Annotated in this window: 19 protein-coding genes; 6 read left to right on the top strand and 13 right to left on the bottom strand. The window is 40.5% G+C overall.

Annotated features, from left to right (window positions below; all coding sequences use genetic code 11):
• Positions 1-79: 79 nt before the first annotated feature.
• The 8 genes from BPOF4_RS02235 to BPOF4_RS02200 all read right to left on the bottom strand — a co-directional run bounded on the left by BPOF4_RS02235 (position 80) and on the right by BPOF4_RS02200 (position 8,101).
• A complete protein-coding gene (locus BPOF4_RS02235; RefSeq protein ID WP_012957430.1) occupies positions 80-283 on the bottom strand; it encodes an acyl--CoA ligase in 204 nt (67 codons plus the stop codon).
• A 72-nt stretch (positions 284-355) separates the two neighbouring features.
• Entirely contained in the window at positions 356-1,072 is a 717-nt protein-coding gene (locus tag BPOF4_RS22885; RefSeq protein WP_012957429.1) for an alpha-helical endospore appendage domain-containing protein, read from the bottom strand.
• Between the two features lie 179 nt (positions 1,073-1,251).
• Positions 1,252-1,851 (bottom strand): response regulator transcription factor, encoded by a 600-nt coding sequence (locus BPOF4_RS02225; protein WP_012957428.1) that lies wholly within the window; start codon positions 1,849-1,851, stop codon positions 1,252-1,254.
• Position 1,852: 1 nt separating this feature from the next.
• Entirely contained in the window at positions 1,853-2,983 is a 1,131-nt protein-coding gene (locus tag BPOF4_RS02220) for a sensor histidine kinase (RefSeq protein WP_012957427.1), read from the bottom strand.
• 123 nt (positions 2,984-3,106) lie between these two features.
• Positions 3,107-4,162, bottom strand: coding sequence for a Delta(5) desaturase DesA (gene desA / locus BPOF4_RS02215; protein ID WP_012957426.1), 1,056 nt, complete (start codon positions 4,160-4,162; stop codon positions 3,107-3,109).
• A gap of 147 nt (positions 4,163-4,309) precedes the next feature.
• Complete coding sequence (locus BPOF4_RS02210) at positions 4,310-5,494, bottom strand: PLL family lectin (protein WP_238446478.1); 1,185 nt, start codon at positions 5,492-5,494, stop codon at positions 4,310-4,312.
• Positions 5,495-5,760: 266 nt separating this feature from the next.
• Entirely contained in the window at positions 5,761-7,233 is a 1,473-nt protein-coding gene (locus BPOF4_RS02205) for a protein adenylyltransferase SelO (protein ID WP_012957424.1), read from the bottom strand.
• A 142-nt stretch (positions 7,234-7,375) separates the two neighbouring features.
• Positions 7,376-8,101 carry a hypothetical protein gene (locus BPOF4_RS02200; RefSeq protein ID WP_012957423.1) on the bottom strand — a complete coding sequence of 242 codons (726 nt, stop codon included), beginning with the start codon at positions 8,099-8,101 and terminating at the stop codon, positions 7,376-7,378.
• Positions 8,102-8,369: 268 nt separating this feature from the next.
• Here BPOF4_RS02200 and BPOF4_RS02195 point away from each other — a divergent pair, with 268 nt between their 5' ends.
• Complete coding sequence (locus BPOF4_RS02195; protein WP_012957422.1) at positions 8,370-10,046, top strand: glutamine--tRNA ligase/YqeY domain fusion protein; 1,677 nt, start codon at positions 8,370-8,372, stop codon at positions 10,044-10,046.
• Between the two features lie 274 nt (positions 10,047-10,320).
• On the opposite strand, the gene BPOF4_RS02190 is transcribed toward BPOF4_RS02195, so the two are convergent.
• Positions 10,321-10,929, bottom strand: a complete 609-nt coding sequence (locus BPOF4_RS02190; protein ID WP_012957421.1) for a hypothetical protein — start codon at positions 10,927-10,929, stop codon at positions 10,321-10,323.
• Positions 10,930-11,062: 133 nt separating this feature from the next.
• Between BPOF4_RS02190 and BPOF4_RS02185 the strand changes: the two genes are divergently transcribed.
• Complete coding sequence (locus BPOF4_RS02185) at positions 11,063-11,578, top strand: CBO0543 family protein (protein WP_012957420.1); 516 nt, start codon at positions 11,063-11,065, stop codon at positions 11,576-11,578.
• 109 nt (positions 11,579-11,687) lie between these two features.
• Here the strand turns inward: BPOF4_RS02185 and BPOF4_RS02180 are convergent, their stop codons facing one another.
• A complete protein-coding gene (locus BPOF4_RS02180) occupies positions 11,688-12,080 on the bottom strand; it encodes a VOC family protein (protein ID WP_012957419.1) in 393 nt (130 codons plus the stop codon).
• A gap of 155 nt (positions 12,081-12,235) precedes the next feature.
• Here BPOF4_RS02180 and BPOF4_RS02175 point away from each other — a divergent pair, with 155 nt between their 5' ends.
• The 4 genes from BPOF4_RS02175 to BPOF4_RS02160 all read left to right on the top strand — a co-directional run bounded on the left by BPOF4_RS02175 (position 12,236) and on the right by BPOF4_RS02160 (position 16,726).
• Positions 12,236-12,916 carry a response regulator transcription factor gene (locus BPOF4_RS02175; protein ID WP_012957418.1) on the top strand — a complete coding sequence of 227 codons (681 nt, stop codon included), beginning with the start codon at positions 12,236-12,238 and terminating at the stop codon, positions 12,914-12,916.
• Between the two features lie 4 nt (positions 12,917-12,920).
• A complete protein-coding gene (locus BPOF4_RS02170) occupies positions 12,921-13,928 on the top strand; it encodes a sensor histidine kinase (protein ID WP_012957417.1) in 1,008 nt (335 codons plus the stop codon).
• Positions 13,929-14,031: 103 nt separating this feature from the next.
• Positions 14,032-14,793 carry an ABC transporter ATP-binding protein gene (locus tag BPOF4_RS02165; RefSeq protein ID WP_012957416.1) on the top strand — a complete coding sequence of 254 codons (762 nt, stop codon included), beginning with the start codon at positions 14,032-14,034 and terminating at the stop codon, positions 14,791-14,793.
• On the top strand, positions 14,783-16,726 hold the full coding sequence (locus BPOF4_RS02160) for an FtsX-like permease family protein (protein ID WP_012957415.1): 1,944 nt from the start codon (positions 14,783-14,785) through the stop codon (positions 16,724-16,726). The genes BPOF4_RS02165 and BPOF4_RS02160 overlap by 11 nt, the downstream gene beginning before the upstream one ends.
• Positions 16,727-16,765: 39 nt before the next feature.
• Here BPOF4_RS02160 and BPOF4_RS02155 read toward each other — a convergent pair whose 3' ends face one another.
• Genes BPOF4_RS02155 through BPOF4_RS02145 form a run of 3 tightly spaced genes read right to left on the bottom strand, consistent with a single transcriptional unit; the run spans position 16,766 to position 17,789 of the window.
• Positions 16,766-16,984 (bottom strand): DUF6366 family protein, encoded by a 219-nt coding sequence (locus tag BPOF4_RS02155; RefSeq protein ID WP_012957414.1) that lies wholly within the window; start codon positions 16,982-16,984, stop codon positions 16,766-16,768.
• A 38-nt stretch (positions 16,985-17,022) separates the two neighbouring features.
• Complete coding sequence (locus BPOF4_RS02150; RefSeq protein WP_012957413.1) at positions 17,023-17,580, bottom strand: hypothetical protein; 558 nt, start codon at positions 17,578-17,580, stop codon at positions 17,023-17,025.
• A gap of 26 nt (positions 17,581-17,606) precedes the next feature.
• Positions 17,607-17,789 carry a hypothetical protein gene (locus BPOF4_RS02145; protein ID WP_012957412.1) on the bottom strand — a complete coding sequence of 61 codons (183 nt, stop codon included), beginning with the start codon at positions 17,787-17,789 and terminating at the stop codon, positions 17,607-17,609.
• Positions 17,790-17,840: the final 51 nt, after the last annotated feature.

Below are 17,840 nucleotides of genomic sequence, written 5' to 3'. Positions count from 1 at the left end.
AGGCAGTCTTATTTTCTTTTTACTACTATAAAAAGATTCAAATGCGAAAACCCTTACCACAGATAATGTGATAAGGGCATTACTGTACGTTTCCCGCAGTTCTTTTAGAAGTTTTCCGTAACAAAAATTCAATGATCTCCTCACTAGATAGCACTGTACCTTCTTTTAGCACCCCAACTGCCTTGACCGATTCGCCCCATATAGGATTTGGCACGCCAATGACAGCAGGCTTAACTTTAAATTTCTCCGCATTTTGTTTAAAAGTTGCTCCAAATGTAAGCAATCTTGAATATCATCCAAAAAGAAAAAGCCGGATCATCCCCGGCTCTTTTTAGAACAGTTATCTAACTCACGGTTACCCCGCGCCATTTCCGTTTCCGTTCGGCAGACAAGGAATAATCTCAAAGTCAATACCAGTTACTGGGATAGGATCGAATCCTGGAGATACGAAAGTAAATTCACCAGTTTCTTCATTAAATATTATTGTAAGTGTATATGGACCTTCTGGGAGTACTCCTCCTTCGACGTCAACCTCAAAGCTAACTACTGGTAACCCTGTCTCGCAATTTACTTGAACAGTACCAGGAACAAGAGTAGCTGTCGTTTCCGATTCACTTACAGTAAAGGTAGCTTCAAACTCGCTCTCGCCTGTTTCACAATTACAGAATGTAGCTTCCACAATAGTAATAGTACCCCCATCAAATGAGAATGATGAATCCGGCTCGATATTTATCTGACACGCACAAGCAACTTCCGGCGGCTCAACATCTAAAAGGCCTGAATCAATAATATCCTCTAGTTTAAATTGAAGCAGCATTTCCTTTTTTATTACTGTTCTTAATGTTCGTTCAACACTGCGGTTAACAGCCAAAAGACCTTCTAAATCTGTTACGATGGGCTCCTGATCATCAAACAATGTTCCTAATGCATACTGAAGCTTCTCACCCTCAGCATTCATAATGTGTGCTAAACTTAATTCTTCAAATGCAATGGAAGCAAGTAATAATAGTGCAACTTGTTCACGATCTAAACCTTCTATCGGGTTAATTGGTGGTATATTTGACATTGACATATTTTATGTCCCCCTTTCGCGATCTAATTATAAAGTATTCCATTTCAACCTAATGGGGACGGCCAATGCCTTGGTAAAAAGCCCTTTTACCAAATACCTAGAAATAAAGAAAAACACTCTCTGTAACATTAGCAGAAAGTGTTTTAATGTTTATTGTATGTTCAACTTTTAGTCATGCCTCATTTAAACCAGCCCTTCTCTTTAAACCTCGAGATGGCTTCAATTCGATTTCCGACATCAAGCTTATCTAATATGACAGAAATATAATTACGCACCGTTCCATTCGTCAAATAAAGCTCACTGGCAATCTCATTTGTGCTTTTCCCTTCAGCGATCAGCTCCATCACCTGCTTCTCACGGTTCGTAAGCGGGTTTTTGTTGTCATACGCAAGGTCGATTAATTCAGGGGCATAAATACGTCTGCCATCCATAATAATCCGAATCGAACTCGCTAATTCTTCACTTGGACTGTCTTTGAGCAAATAGCCGCTGACTTCTGCATTACGAGCACGTTCAAAATAACCAGCGCGGGCGAATGTCGTTAAAATAATGATTTTACAAGGGTGATCGACGAGTTCTTCTGCGACATCTAGTCCGCTTTTTACCGGCATTTCAATATCCATAATACAAATATCAGGACTATGCTCTTGTACTAAAGCGAGCGCCTCTTCACCGTTTCTCGCTTTTCCCACGACTTCCATGTCCTCTTCTAAGTCCAAGAGCGAACTAAGCGCTCCAAGCAGCATCCGCTGATCTTCGGCGATTACAATACGAATCAAGTCAATCCCCCCTAATCGATTGTTTAATGACATTTGGCACGCGAATATCAAGAGTCGTCCCGTCCACTGCAGTGATCTCAAGGCTTCCATTGACAAATTCAAGCCGCTCTCTTATACCTAAAAGTCCAGTTCCATCATTAGATTCTTCCTTGTCATTGATGCCAATCCCATTATCTTGGACGGTAATTTGCAACTCTTCCGGCAGTTCTTTAATAACGACCTTACAAGATGTCGCTTCACTATGTTTAATCACATTCGTGACAGCTTCTTTCAAGCACATGGTTACCACATTTTCTACTAGTAAGGGTGTGTTTGAAAGCTTCGCGTTTCCTTTAAAAATGAATTCCATTTCTGCAGCCTTTAAGATCTGCTCTAAATGAACGATTTCATCTTCTAATTTAGTCCCGCGCATATCAGAGACCATCTCACGGACTTCTTTTAAGGCCGTTCTTGCAGTTTGATTAATATCACTTATTTCTACTTTAGCAGATTCTGGGTTTATATCAATTAACTTCCGAGCCAAATCACTTTTTAAACCGATTAATGAAAGTTTTTGGCCAAGCGTGTCATGAAGATCCCTAGCAATCCGCTGGCGTTCTTCCATCACAATTAATTGAGAGATTCGTTTATTCGCATCTTCTAACTGCCCCTCAAGCTTCTCGCGCTTGTTGCGGTTATACGTATTAAACGGCAGTAAAATGACACCTATGACAGAAATGATGATAAACGGAAACTGGGCGAGAAATAATTCTTGCTGAGTAAAGAAACTCAGGATTACAGCAATAATCGTCGTGACTAAATGAACAACATAAAGAGTAATAAAGCCGCCTTTGCTTTGAATGTTCCCGATAAAAAAAGCTAAGAAAATAGCAAAGTACACATAACCGTAAAACAACGTCATCCCAATGCTTATAGCCATTTCAATACTGACCCAAAGGTAGACGAGACCTCCCTTAGTAATAAAGGATAGACGGTACGATACAAAAAATAGGACGATCATTAAAATTCCAAAGATAATTTCCCAAAGAGATGAGGATCTAAAAATAAAGTAAAAAGGCAGGAGACAAAAAATAATCCATACATACACACTAAGTCCCGTATTTTTCGGGAAAATATTATACCAGTTTTGCAAAATAGCGCTCCTCTCTTTTTTATCTTTATCATACAATATTCAACCTGCAATTGGCTTCAGTTAACAAATTACTTTCAATATGAAGAAAAACCATCCAATCGTCAAATTGAATGGTTGTGAAAATTATTTTGCACGTGAAAGCTTTGTTGAGTCTTTTTTAAGCTTAACATTGCCACGAGGCTTTGATATAAGATGAGCTACTTCCTTAAAGCTTACAAATGTTTTTCTTTGTTGGTCATACAAACGAAAACGAATAGACTGCAAACTTGAGCCTACTGTAATCGTTGTTGCCTGTTGCAATGGTGGTGTGGACTCATGTACTTTTTCTAAGTTGTAATTCGGTACTCTTGGGCTTAAGTGATGAACATGGTGATACCCGATATTCCCGGTTACCCACTGCAGTACTCTTGGAAGCTTATAATACGAGCTGCCGTCAATTGCTGCCTTCACATAATCCCAGTCACCTTCATCTTCAAAATATGAATCTTCAAATTGATGCTGAACATAAAATAACCAAATACCTAGTGAACCTGACACGAATAAAATCGGCGCCTGTACAAGCAAAAATGCCTGCCAGCCAATTAACCAAATGATAAGCGAATAAATCACAACAACTGAAATATTCGTTACATGTGTATTCATTCTCTCTTTTTTTCTAGCGTCCTTGCGGTTCATTCGATTCGTAATTAGGAACAGATAAAGCGGTCCAAGACCAAACATCACAAGCGGGTTGCGGTAAAGTCTGTATTGAAGTCTCTCCCTAAATGAGGCTGAGACATATTCGTCAACCGTCATAATCCATACATCACCAGTGCCGCGCTTATCTAAGTTACTGCTTGTTGCATGGTGGATTGAATGCTCGCGCTTCCATTTTTCATATGGAAACATCGTAATAATCCCGGTAATCGTACCAACTATGTTATTTAACTTTTTGTTTTTAAAAAATGATCCGTGGCAGCAATCATGAAAAATAATAAAGATGCGTACAACAAACCCTGCTGCGACAACAGCAAAAGCAAAGGTCAGCCAAACCGATACAGAAAGGCTTTGATAGGCTAAAAACCACAATAGAAAGAACGGTGGAACCGTATTCAATAATTGTCTCACACTTGATTTCGTATCAGATTTTTCAAATGGTGCAATGCTTTTTTTAAGCGTTGATAAATTTTGCTGAGCCATAACTTCCCCCTTGAAAAACGGTATTTATTCACGTACTTGGGAATTGAATACTTTCATCATATAAGATGACCATTTTTAGGAGAAGTCATGAACGTCAAAAAAAAGATATGACAAGTGTCATATCTGTCTTGAAAAAAATTGTATTTATTACGTAAACCACTTATGCCACATGCCATCATTTCTGCCTCTTGCAAAGCAGTCAATCCGGTTTAAGCCCCATGACACAGCACTTGGCGAGGATCGTATCCCTCCTTGCGGTGAACCGAGATTCTCCCACTCATTCCATCTGCGGCCATCCCACCATTTATGCCACATCCGATTATTACGTCCCCTGACAAAACAGTCGATTCGATTTTGTGCCCAAGAAGACACTCCGACAGAGCCCTCAAATCCTCCTTGCGGCGAGCCAAGATTCTCCCACTCATTCCATCTCCGACCGTCCCACCATTTATGCCACATTTGATTGTTACGTCCCCTGACAAAGCAGTCGATTCTGTTTGGACCCCATGAGACAGCTGATGGCGAGCCATTCAAACCGCCTCGCGGTGCACCTAGGTTTTCCCAGCCGCTCCACCTTGAGCCGTCCCACCATTTATGCCACAGATTATTATCTCTTCCTTGTACAAAACAATCGAGGCGATTTGACTGCCACGAAGCTACACCTGGCTTCCCAACAAACCCTGGTCTTGGAGCTCCGAGATCTTCCCATCTGCTCCACCCTGCTCCGTCCCACCACTTATGCCACATGGTGTTTCTTCCCGCTCGCACAAACGTATCTATACGATTCGGTCCCCACGAGACAGCAGCTGGCGAGCTTCTTAGTCCTCCTTGCGGTGAACCTAGATCTTCCCATCTGCTCCATCCTGCTCCGTCCCACCACTTATGCCACATTTGATTGTTTCTGCTGCGCACGAACGTATCAATTCTGTTTGCCTGCCACGAGGCTGAAGCAGGCGACCCTATGAAGCCGCGTCCTGGCGCTCCAAGATCCTCCCAGCCGCTCCATCCTTGACGCCAATCATAGGTATCGCTTTCATAATCACCGTTAAAAATAGCGGGGTTCTGCTGCCCCAAGACAAATGGATTGTACTGCTGCTCAGGCCAGTAAGATTGGCTCGCGTCCCACTGATAAGATGTGTAGGGATCATATTGCTGCTGGCCCCATTGATACGGCTCATAAGAATAACCTTGAGTTTGAAATGGCTGCATTAGGTACGGATTGTATGGCTGCTGAGAAAAAAAGGGATACTCTGTCCCCTGCCACTGATAGCCATTAAACGGGTTATTTCTATACAAATTTCCTTGCCAATTCGGATGATTATAATAAACCACCTGATCCACCCTCCTCCGATTATTTACACTTTTTCAGATTATGAAGAGAAGAGGATGTACAATGACAAAAATAAACATGCAGAGGAAAATATTTACCTTCCATTATCAGTCCGATTGGTGATATACTAATCTAGCGATGAGCTAATTTGCATAAGACGAGATTGACGCGCCTTTTAGGCAAGGCACTATGTGGAGTGCTGTCTCTCGCCGCAATACGCACAAAAGACGCCTTTATTTATAAAGGCGTCTTTTTCTTGTTATATTCCTTACGTGCCGCAAAATGTTTGATACGTCTGATCTGTTTGAGGCGGCAATGAACAATATTCTTCCTGTTCGGCTGAATACGCATAAGGATCTTTTAAGGCATGCATCAGCTTCTCCATTACTTTGTAATCTCCATTTTCAGCTGCATGTAGAGCTTCTTCTACCCGGTGATTACGAGGGATGACCGCTGGATTGACTTCTTTCATCAGTTTGACGGATGCTTCTTTAGTTTCATCCTGCCTTTCTCTTCTTGCCATCCACAGCTCTTGCCACTGAGTAAATTCAGCAGCTTTACTCAACTCGCTTTTCTCTAGCTCATTTAATGTCAATGCTCTAAATGTATTCGTAAAGTCAGCATCAGATTTCTGCATTATGCCCAAAAGACTTTCAATCAGCGCTTCATCCTCTTGTTCTTCATTAAAGAGTCCAAGCTTTGATCTCATTCCTTTAAGCCAATACTTCTTAAATAACTCACTAAATCCACCAATCGCATCCTGTGCCATTTCGACTGCACGTTCTTTATTGTCGTCAAGAAGCGGCAGCAAGGATTCGGCAAAACGGGCTAAATTCCACCCGGCAATATACGGCTGATTTCCATACGCATAGCGGCCTTGTATATCAATCGAACTGAATACCGTTTTAGGATCATACGTATCCATAAACGCACAAGGACCATAGTCAATGGTTTCTCCGCAAATAGACATATTATCTGTGTTCATAACCCCGTGGATAAAGCCTGCCATCTGCCATTTGGAAACCAGCTCAGCTTGACGATTAATGACTCGATTCAATAGGGAGAGATATGGATTAGCATCGTTCCTAGCATCAGGATAATGCCGGTCTATTGTATAATCAGCAAGCTTCTCCACTCCTTCAACACCACCAAAGCGAAAAGCATATTCAAAGGTTCCGACACGAAGATGGCTAGAGGCAACACGAGTCATAATAGCCCCGATCTCTTCTCTCTCACGGTACACCGGCTCCCCTGTCGTCACTACAGCGAGGCTTCTCGTTGTAGGGATGTTCAAACCATGCATAGCTTCACTTATGATATATTCTCGCAGCATCGGACCAAGAGCTGCTCTGCCATCTCCGCCACGGGAAAATGGCGTTCTCCCCGATCCTTTAAGCTGAATATCATAGGTCTCCCCAGTTGGTGTCTTTTGTTCTCCAAACAACAACGCACGTCCGTCACCAAGCATTGTAAAATGTCCAAACTGGTGCCCCGCATATGCTTGGGCAATAGGATGCGAACCCTTTGGAACGCTGTTGCCAGCTAATATATGTATTCCAGTATCACTTTGAAGCTCGCTTTTATCTAAGCCAAGCATCTGGATGACTTCTTCATTCAATACAACCAGCTTAGGGTCCCTGACAGGATTCGGTTCAATCTCCTTATAAAACATATCTGGCAGTTCCACATAACTATTCTCTAGATTCCATTCTCGTTTTGAATTCTCATTTTGATGTGGCATAAAGAACTCCTTTATTTGAAGGTTTAGTTAGTCAGAATGTCTCTTCTTTTCCCTTACTATACCCTAAGTTTTTTATCGAAACACGTTAAACAACTCTATATACCTCTTTTGAACGCACAAAAAAGGACAGACATTCTGCCCTTTACTCAATATTGTCCATACCCCAAATAGCTATATTTTGATTTTGAAGCTCAAAGCCATCCCCTTGCCAGGCTAACGTATTTAATACATAGCCAAGACCATCTGCATTATATCTTCCGGCAATCTTTTGATAAGCGAGCAGCTCATACACACCATTTGAATCGAAATCAACCGGATACAGTCCGCTCAATGGGTTAACAAATCCGCTTATCGGACTAATCAGCTGGCCATTCGGATCATAAATTTCATCTAAATACTCGCTGTCCCTGGTCGAAATATCAATCATGTATTTCATATTGTTCTTTTGACTGATTACTTCTACTTTATAATAATCTTGATATGTGACTTCATACTGATACTCATCATTATAAACATTAAAATCAAACATCAGCTGAGCCATGTTATCTAAGTATGAATAAATATAATGATACATAATGGCCCCGCTGCCGCCTGTGTTAATGCTGATCATAATATCATCTACACCATTACCGCTAAAATCCCCTAAAAACAAAGTCGGATCGTAACCCGTATTGTCACTAAGCGCGACACTGGACATGTAGCCTGTATTCCCGTCTTGCACAACTAAGGTGATGTTTTGTACAAAAGGACTATCTGGTGTTTGTATTCCTGTTAAATAAACTTGATCTAGCACCCCGTCTCCTGTCACATCTCCTTGTGCATAAGCAACCACTTGCGGCTGGCCATTTGAAACCCTTGTATAATACATCGCATACGCCTCACTTTCCCTAGACTCCTATCCCTATCCTATGGGCAAAATGGAAGTTTGCTACTTTTAATGTAGTGATTGCATAATCGTTTTTTTAACAGGGCACCATAAACCACTCTACTTCACTAAAAAAACGGTGAAAACCCTGTTAAATAAAAAGCCTGGCATTTGTTCCGCCAGTGAGTTGTGATACAATATTCTCTATTAAACGATGTATGATGGAAAAACATTCTATACACAATTCAATCTAAGAAAAGGCGTGAAAAATATGGAACATACTTCTTCCAATTTTATTCGAAACATCATAAAAGAAGACTTAGAGTCCGGCAAACGCACTCATGTGACGACTCGTTTCCCACCAGAACCAAACGGCTATTTACATATTGGACATGCAAAATCAATCGTTATTAACTTTGACCTTGCAGATGAATTTAACGGAAAAACCAATCTGCGCTTTGATGACACGAACCCTCTTAAAGAGGATTCTGAATATGTTCATGCCATCAAAGAAGATGTAAAATGGCTTGGCTATGACTGGGACGGCCTCTTTTTCGCTTCAAATTACTTCCAAGAGATGTATGAAAAAGCAGTGCTTCTTATTAAAAAAGGTAAAGCTTATGTAGATGATCTCTCAGCAGATGAAATTCGTGAATATCGCGGCACATTAACTGAGCCTGGAAAAGACAGCCCTTATCGTGACCGTTCTATTGAGGAAAACCTCGATTTATTTGAGCGTATGCGTAAAGGTGAATTTGGTAACGGAGAGAAAGTGTTACGAGCGAAGATTGATATGAGCTCTCCTAACATTAACTTAAGAGACCCGGTGATTTATCGTATTTCACATACGACACACCATAATACAGGGGATGAGTGGTGCATTTACCCAATGTATGCTTTTGCTCACCCGCTTGAAGATGCGATTGAAGATGTGACGCATTCAATCTGTACGACGGAGTTTGAAGATCAACGCCCGCTGTATGACTGGATTGTCCGTGAATGTGAAACAGAAAGCGTTCCGCAGCAAATCGAATTCGGCCGCTTAAATATTACGAATGCTGTGATGAGTAAACGTAAATTAAAGCAGCTTGTGGACGAAGGTTTTGTAGACGGATGGGATGACCCTCGCATGCCGACGGTTTCAGGTCTAAGAAGAAGAGGCTATACACCTGAAGCGATCCGCACATTCGTACGTGAAACGGGTGTCTCAAAAGGATCAGGTGCTGTCGACTCACAAATGCTTGATTACTTTGTACGTGAAGACTTAAAAATGAAGGCTCCTCGTACAATGGGAATCCTGCGTCCATTAAAAGTTGTGATTACGAACTATCCAGAAGGACAAGTAGAAATGCTTGAGGCGGAAATCAATCCAGAAAATCCTGAAATGGGCACAAGACAAATCCCATTCTCAAGAGAAATTTATATCGAGCAAGAAGATTTCATGGAGAACCCTCCTAAGAAATACTTCCGTCTCTTCCCAGGCAACGAGGTTCGTCTAAAGCATGCGTACTTCATTAAATGTGAAGACTTGATTAAAGATGAGGATGGAAATGTTGTTGAAATCCACTGTACGTATGACCCTGAAACAAAGAGTGGGTCAGGCTTCACCGGCCGTAAAGTAAAAGGAACCCTTCACTGGGTCGAAGCAACTCAAGCTGTACCTGCAGAGTTCCGCTTATATGAGCCGCTATTACTAAATGAAGATCCTGAAGAGCTGGAAGAAGATACAACAGAGCCAGCTGCAGAAAAAACATTCCTAGACCAAGTAAATCCAAACTCTCTAGAAGTGTTAAAAGGCTTCGTTGAACCGAACATGAAAGAAGTCAGCCCGCAAGACAAGTTCCAATTCTTCAGACACGGCTACTTCAACGTCGATCCAAAAGAAACAACAAAAGACAATCCAGTATTTAACTTAATTGTCTCATTGAAGAGTTCATTTAAGCTTTAAACTAGTAGAAGCTGCTCCGCATTTGGCGGGAGCAGCTTCTTTCGTCTGTGCGGGGAGGAAGTGTGCCGGGTGAAGTGACGCAATTGCTCTGCAAATGAATATAATTGTCCTGAACACTGATACATATAGCGTTTGAAGCGGCGCAATTAAAGGAAATCGGCGCAATTCGGCTCGCAACAGACGCAATCGTACGATAGATGAGCGCAATCTACTTTCACACAGACGCATAAAGTGTCTGAAAACATACAATTGATCCCTTTTTCAGCTTCTACTCCTAAGATTCCTCCCCGTCCAGCACAATAATTCTTTCCGGAGTTGTTTGCGCTGGAATACTCTTCGTTGTGATTGAGTAAAAGACAAGCAAATCTTGCCCTGCCAGGTTTTCAATCCCTACATCTTTCTCCGTAAGACTTGATAGCTCCGTCTCTTCACTTACGTTTAATTTTAACGACAAGGTTTCATCCATTAACTCGTCATTAAACGTCCCTACCACAGCACTCCTCATTGCGTCTGTCTCAACAATAACAACTTCTGGGCTGTACTGCGGCGGGTAAATGAGCGGCATTGGTTTATTGGCGTAGGTGTAAGCTGAGATTTTGTCACCAACTTCAAGTTCTGAAACATTCCCTGTATTTTCAAATACCGCAGTGTTAGAGGAAACGACGAGGTAGCTTGTTTCATCCTGCCCCTCATTAATGGAATAGTAAAAAACTCCATCGCGTTCTTCTAAGTTTTCAATCGTTCCTGTAATGCTAAAAAATTTTGGCTGCTCCTCCTCTTCTTTATCTAATGCCTCACTTTTGTTCAATGAATTTGTTGCAACAGCTGTACCACCAATCAATAGGACAGCAAGGGCAAGGATAATCAACTTGGTTACTTTCATCTAAGCATCTCCTTATGTTCGTGTTACCCATAGGACGGTCATTAGAAAAAATAGGTTACATCTCATCTAATAATACAATAAAGTCACATAATACATTTGAAACCGGTCATCATATAAATGTGGAGGTGTACTTATGAAAGACCGAACTATACTAAATGTACTGACACTGCTTGGACTAGGGACAACCATTTTTGTATTATTAAGAAGAAAAGGCGATTCCAAGGACTGGTTTCTCATTTTCTTCATTAAGACGCTGGTTTCTACGTTAATTGACGGTCCTGTCATTAAGAAAAAATTTGTAAAGTATCCAATTCGTTATTTCCCGAAATTATTTGATTCTAATATTACCTTTTTATATGTTTTATTCCCCCTTGCGTGTGTAGTCTACAACCAATTCACCTACAAAATGAAGCCGCTGCTATCTATTTTGAGTGTTTTTCTTTTTAGCGCTCCGATCACATTGTTAGAGGATTGGCTTGAGCGGCATACAAATTTGGTTGAGTATCATAAGGGGTGGAACAGTCTATATACGTTCTCTGTTCTAACCATGACTTTTTGGTTAGTAAAAAGCGGGATAGGGTTAATTCGTATTCTAGATATGAAGATAAATCCTTCCTCATTATCTGATGCCAGGTCGAGAATAGAATAGGTGATAGAAATGAAGAAGAACGATTTCCTTGATGAAAATCGTTCTTTTTTTACGTTGACAGAATTGTTCAACGTTGAATTTAGAAATAAGCTCTCGAACAAACTAATGCCTATTCCCTTTCTTCCACCTTCACACCAAACCCTATCCACCTTCCATCAATGTCTTCTACAACAAATTCTCTATTTTGATAATCGGTATTTTGTAAGGGCCGTACGATATTTACGCCGAATTGCTTGAACTCTTTTTCCAGCATTTCTTGATTCGTTGTGATGAAATAGGCATCATAGCCGTAACCATACAGCGTTCGATTCGGAATGACCTTTTGTCCATTCGTTTTAGTTAAGATGATCTCTGTTGAGTCGCGATACAGACAAATATGCGGCTCACTGGCGTCCAGATAATGAACAGCTTCAAATCCCATTTTCTGCTCATAGTAGTCAGCTGTTTTGATGATATTTGGTGTCGGGAACACGCAGTGGGATTGTAATAATAGATGGTCCATTATGTATCTCCTTTTAAGTAATAGGTATAATTACTACGTTTTTTGTTTTTATCCTTCTACACGAAAAAAATTAAGTCAAAACCGAATCTCTATTACCATCATTCCCCTTTCTCAACACATTTTGCTATACTTTTAATGAAGGCGTGGTGATTTGAATGTTTAAGATTTTTTTAATAGAAGATGATGCTTCTCTTTTTAAAGAGATCAAAGAGCGGCTTACCGCTTGGGAGTATGAAGTGTATGGGGTGCGGGACTTTCAAAAAGTGATGGAGAGCTTTGCAGAGGTTCAACCCGATTTAGTGATCATTGATATCCAGCTTCCGAAATATGACGGATTTCATTGGTGCCGAATGATTCGAGAGCACTCTAATGTACCGATTATCTTTTTATCTTCACGTGATCACCCTACTGATATGGTGATGTCGATGAATTTAGGCGCTGATGATTTTGTTCAAAAGCCGTTTCATTTTGAAGTATTAATTGCAAAAATTCAAGCGATCCTGCGCCGTGTTTATAATTATAGTACGGCCGCACCCGATTTAAAGACATGGATGGGTGCAACGATTGATCTTGAGAGAAACCGGATCTCTAATGATGATGGAATGATCGAGCTTACTAAAAATGAAATATTTATCTTAAAACTGCTTGTTGAGCGCAAGAATAAAATCGTCAGCCGAGAGGAGTTAATTAACCTTTTATGGGACGATCAGCGCTTCATTAGCGATAATACGTTAACTGTGAATGTAAACAGGCTTCGTAAAAAGTTAGCTGAAATTGGCCTCGGAGCAGGAATTGAAACAAAAGTCGGTCAAGGATATATGGCGATAGAGAGGTGAGAAAATGATCCGAACATTTATTAAGGAGAGAATCAGCTGGATCTTTTTGATTGTCCTTTTGCAGCTGCTTGGTTTATTCATGGCTTACCTAGATCCCTCTCTCTCGCTGGAGTCAATGCTTTATTACATGTTTCTCTCACTCGTGATTTCAAGCCTCTTTGTCATTATTCGGTATTTTAGAGAAACAGCTTTTTTTAAGGAGCTTGATGCTCGTGATTCTACAACTGATATAACCACTCTACCTCAGCCAAACAGTCCTTTTGAAGCGCTCGTTTATGATCAGATCACCTCTCCGGTTGAACAATTAGAAAAAGAAGCCTCTATAAATCAATTATTGCTTGAACAAGAGAAAGATGAGCTGCTTTCTTGGATCCATGAGGTGAAAACACCTTTAACTGCTTTGCGATTAATTATTGATCGCACGAATGATCCCACATTAAAATCAGAGCTTATGCATGAATGGTTGCGAATTCACTTTTTGCTCGATCAACAACTGCATCAAAAGCGCATTCCTTTTATTGAAAATGATTTATTTATTGAAAAAGTGGATCTTGAGCCGCTGCTTTACAGCGAGATTCACACGTTGCGTTCGTGGTGTGTAAAGAAAGGAATTGGCTTTGACGTTGAATTAGCTTCATCAGAAGTACTCACTGATGCGAAATGGCTGGCCTTTATTCTACGCCAGCTCTTAACTAATGCCGTTAAATACAGCGAAGAAGGATCAGAAATTAGGATCCAATCCTCTGTACAAAAAGGACAAAAGATCCTAACTGTAGCAGATAACGGCCGCGGAATCGGCCCAAGGGATCTTTCAAGAATTTTTGATAAAGGTTTTACCTCTACTAGTCAGCATCAAGATCAGCATGCAACTGGCATGGGTTTATACTTAGCGAAAAAGGCTGCCGCTCCGCTTGGCATCCATATTTCCGTTCAATCAACTGTTGGCAGCGGGACAACCTTTACCCTTACCTTTTCACAAGAAAATCAATTTCTCCAGATTCAAGGCGTGTGACAAAAATGTCACTCGCTTTTGCCTTTTTGTTAGGAGAATCAAAGGACTCTCAGTGCAAGAGTTTATACAATAAGGGTATCTTAATAGATGGAGGAATTTTGTTATGAGTATACTTGAAGCTAGAAAAATCCATAAAAGCTATGGAAATAAATTCACAAAACAAGAGGTATTAAAAGGAATTGATATCAGCATTGAAAAGGGAGAATTCCTAACAATTATGGGGGCATCAGGCTCAGGGAAAACCACTCTTTTAAATGTATTGTCAACGATTGACCGCCTAAGCCACGGTTCACTAATAATTAATGGTGAGGAATTAACGAAAAGCAAAGAAAAAAAGCTAGCAGAGTTTCGAAAGCATCATTTAGGCTTCATCTTTCAGGATTATAACTTGCTAGATACATTAACCGTCAAAGAAAATATTATGCTGCCACTCTCCATTACGAATACTTCTAAAAAAGCAGCATTCGAGAAATTCGAATCAGTGGCAGCAGAGCTAGGTATTGCGGAAATTGCCGATAAATATCCTAATGAAATATCAGGAGGGCAAAAGCAGCGAACGTCTGCTGCTCGCGCATTTATTCACGAGCCAGGCATTATTTTCGCCGATGAGCCGACAGGTGCTCTTGATTCTAAAGCAGCGTCAGACCTATTAGGTAAATTAAGCAGCTTAAACGAAAAACGAAAAGCAACGATTGTAATGGTGACACATGGTCCAGTGGCAGCGAGCTACAGCAGCCGTGTCATTTTTATAAAAGACGGCCAAATCTACACCCAGCTAAATAAAGGAGAAGAGAGCCGCAACACCTTCTTAAAAGATATTATGAAGACACAAGGAGTTTTAGGCGGGGTGCACTATGAGCATTAATCAGTTAATTCTCCGCAGCTTTAAAAAGAATGTCAAAAGCTATTATTTATATGTATTTGCCCTGATGTTTAGTGCGGCTCTATACTTTGCTTTTGTCACTTTGCAGTATGACCCTGCAATGGACGAGGCATCTGGGTCGCTTAGAGGATTAGCAGCCATACAGACAGCATCCGTGCTTCTTATTGCGATCGTAACTGTGTTTTTAATCTATGCAAATAACTTATTTATTAAGAGACGCAGTAAAGAAATTGGGTTGTTTCAGCTGATTGGGATGACGAAGAACCGTATCTTCATGATTCTAAGTGCTGAAAATTTAATGCTTTATTTCGGGTCCTTAGTAATCGGGATCTTTATCGGTTTTGCCGCTTCAAAATTAGTCGCGATGATTTTATTTAAAATAACAGGAGTGGAAGCTGTTGCCTCTCTTTACTTTTCAGGGAATGCGTTTATTCAAACACTGCTCGTGTTCGGCGGCATTTACCTCTTCATTATGCTGATGAACTATCTGTATATTAAGCATCAAAGCATCTTGTCTCTTTTTCAAGTAAAGAGTAAAACTGAAAGCCAAGTAAGAAAGATTTCAATCCTTGAAATTTTGATGGGGATTTTAGGTATCACGTTGATAGCCACTGGTTATTACGTATCTGCTAGGCTTTTTGATGGAAGCTTCGTCTCTATGAACTATTTATTTATTGCGATGATCTTTATTTTGGCTTCCGTTATTATCGGGACTTATTTTCTCTACAAAGGTTCTGTCCGGTTTATTGCTAATCTAATAAGAAAACAAAAAGGCGGATACTTAAATATTAACGAAGTCATGTCGCTATCGTCGATTATGTTCCGCATGAAATCAAATGCGATGCTGCTTACCATTATCACAACGGTATCTGCCTTAGCAATTGGCCTCTTATCATTAAGCTACATTTCGTATTATTCTGCTGAAAAAACAGCAGAGAGCACGGCTCCTGACGACTTTGCATTTATTACCACAGAGAATGCAGAAATGTTCGGTGAAGTGTTACAAGATAGCGGAATTGGTTACATTGAAAAAGTAATTGATGTCATTCAAGTGGATGTTGATGTAGAACAGATTGTAGGAAGAGATATGGAGAACTTTCAATTTGAGTCTAATAAAATGAGGATGGCTGTCATTAGTGATCATCAGGTGAGGGAGACCAATGTAAGCGATGGTGATACGACATTCGCAGGATTTAGTGATGCGATGCAAACGCTGTTAAACTTACAGGATTCAGGCACACTTACCTTTCACGGCCTCACGACAACTATTGAACAAGAATATCTAGGGTTAGCAAAAGAAAACGTGCTGCCACTCTATTTTACGGGCGGGTTAACTACCGCCATCGTGGATGAGTCGATCTATACCCAGCTTGCTGCAGACTTAGACCCAGACATTCAACTAGAATCCTCAACTTATATTGGCTTCACATTAGATGATAGAGCGACTGCAGCAGTTGCTGATGAATTGTTTAACAGCATGCCATTCAAAGATGAGTTTGGCAATAGCTCTCATTACACGGAAGAACGTATCCAAAAACAGAATATGGGACTAATCATGTTCATCGTAGGATTCCTTGGTCTCACCTTCTTAATTACCTCAGGCTGTATCCTCTATTTCAAACAAGTAGAAGAAGGCGACGAGGAACAACCAAATTACAAGATCCTGCGCAAGCTAGGCTTTACCGAAAAAGACCTGCTAAAAGGTATACTCGGAAAACAGCTCTTTAATTTCGGAATCCCTCTCATTGTAGGACTTGTTCACAGCTACTTTGCTGTCAAATCAGGCTGGTTCTTCTTTGGCACTGAGCTATGGACACCGATGATTATTGTTATGGGATTATATGCCGTACTCTACTCGATCTTCGGGATATTATCAGTGCTTTATTATAAGAAAGTGATTAAGATGGCGTTGTAATAAGAAAGCTCCAGGAGTAGGTCCTGGAGCTTTTACATATTAACGGTTAAATACGAACGACCCTATTATAAATAGGAGGATGATGACGAAAATAAGGATACCTGTGCCTTTCCAGCCCAAGCTGTTAACCAAATCGACCATGCTTCCGCTGCTTGCTCGATTGAAGCCATCACTCATAGAATTTGTTCTATTTCTTTTTAACTCTTCTTGCCTTAATCTTTCCCTTCGTCTTTCTGGAGATTCTTTATTCTCACTCATATGAACACCTCCAGATTTTTAATAAGATAGCTCTTAGTCTATTCTTCCGTTTCCCACTTCATTCTGTCAAAATCATAACCCAAACTAAACCCTGTTACGTTTTCCTCATCATGTATAAATGATAAGTCCAAATTATTTTGATGGTCCACATACCCTATCATAAAGATCGATTGTTCATGATCTTCGTACGTATAATAATGCTCCCCATAACGTGTAATTATATCTTCAATAGGTGAGCCTCTTTTAATAGCCTTTGAACTTGCGGACGTATCATTTTCTTCTAGAATCCTAATTTGCAAAACTTCCATTGTTTGTCGATCTACACTCCATATGAAATCTTCATTCCAATACTGATCATAGTTTCTTTGATTAGCGTAGTGGTCATTTGCAGGATACGGTTCAACAGCCCGGTTTTGTTTTAAAAAAGCTTCGTCAGTAATGAACATACCCACTTTCATACCATCAATATGTTCATCCGTTAAATCTGTTGAAGCCACTTCTTTCTTAGCCTCTTCCATCGTTTGGTTGCTGCAAGCAGCCGCGAAAAAGAGCAGCCAAGTAAAACTACAAAAGAACAAAATATGTTTTAAGGTCATGGATGAGTCCTCGCTAGTAAAATTGTTTATTCATTTTCTCGAACCTGTTTATACTCTCTCTTTTCAACAAATAACAAAATAAATGTTGCCGCAGGGCCTAATACAAGGGAGAGCAGAAACCAGTTGAGCCCTGTTCGATTTTTCCCTTGTGCCAGTGCTGCATTAATCAAGGCCAGTGTACCCCAGCCTACAACATATTGATTATCCATCAGCCGCTCCTCCTATTTTTTGTTAAGGTTTATATGCTAATAGGAGTTGTC

It is taken from the genome of Alkalihalophilus pseudofirmus OF4, assembly GCF_000005825.2.
In the GTDB taxonomy this organism is placed as follows: domain Bacteria; phylum Bacillota; class Bacilli; order Bacillales; family Bacillaceae_D; genus Alkalihalophilus; species Alkalihalophilus pseudofirmus.
Note: the sequence above shows the minus strand (reverse complement) of the source record. Positions and strands in the feature narration are given on the sequence as shown.

Coding starts and splice junctions, on each gene's coding strand:
- BPOF4_RS22885 (WP_012957429.1), bottom strand. CDS start 1,072: ATGTCAATGTCAAATATACCACCAATTAACCCGATAGAAGGTTTAGAT.
- desA (WP_012957426.1), bottom strand. CDS start 4,162: ATGGCTCAGCAAAATTTATCAACGCTTAAAAAAAGCATTGCACCATTT.
- BPOF4_RS02205 (WP_012957424.1), bottom strand. CDS start 7,233: ATGCCACATCAAAATGAGAATTCAAAACGAGAATGGAATCTAGAGAAT.
- BPOF4_RS02200 (WP_012957423.1), bottom strand. CDS start 8,101: ATGTATTATACAAGGGTTTCAAATGGCCAGCCGCAAGTGGTTGCTTAT.
- BPOF4_RS02195 (WP_012957422.1), top strand. CDS start 8,370: ATGGAACATACTTCTTCCAATTTTATTCGAAACATCATAAAAGAAGAC.
- BPOF4_RS02190 (WP_012957421.1), bottom strand. CDS start 10,929: ATGAAAGTAACCAAGTTGATTATCCTTGCCCTTGCTGTCCTATTGATT.
- BPOF4_RS02185 (WP_012957420.1), top strand. CDS start 11,063: ATGAAAGACCGAACTATACTAAATGTACTGACACTGCTTGGACTAGGG.
- BPOF4_RS02180 (WP_012957419.1), bottom strand. CDS start 12,080: ATGGACCATCTATTATTACAATCCCACTGCGTGTTCCCGACACCAAAT.
- BPOF4_RS02175 (WP_012957418.1), top strand. CDS start 12,236: ATGTTTAAGATTTTTTTAATAGAAGATGATGCTTCTCTTTTTAAAGAG.
- BPOF4_RS02170 (WP_012957417.1), top strand. CDS start 12,921: ATGATCCGAACATTTATTAAGGAGAGAATCAGCTGGATCTTTTTGATT.
- BPOF4_RS02165 (WP_012957416.1), top strand. CDS start 14,032: ATGAGTATACTTGAAGCTAGAAAAATCCATAAAAGCTATGGAAATAAA.
- BPOF4_RS02160 (WP_012957415.1), top strand. CDS start 14,783: ATGAGCATTAATCAGTTAATTCTCCGCAGCTTTAAAAAGAATGTCAAA.
- BPOF4_RS02155 (WP_012957414.1), bottom strand. CDS start 16,984: ATGAGTGAGAATAAAGAATCTCCAGAAAGACGAAGGGAAAGATTAAGG.
- BPOF4_RS02150 (WP_012957413.1), bottom strand. CDS start 17,580: ATGACCTTAAAACATATTTTGTTCTTTTGTAGTTTTACTTGGCTGCTC.
- BPOF4_RS02145 (WP_012957412.1), bottom strand. CDS start 17,789: ATGGATAATCAATATGTTGTAGGCTGGGGTACACTGGCCTTGATTAAT.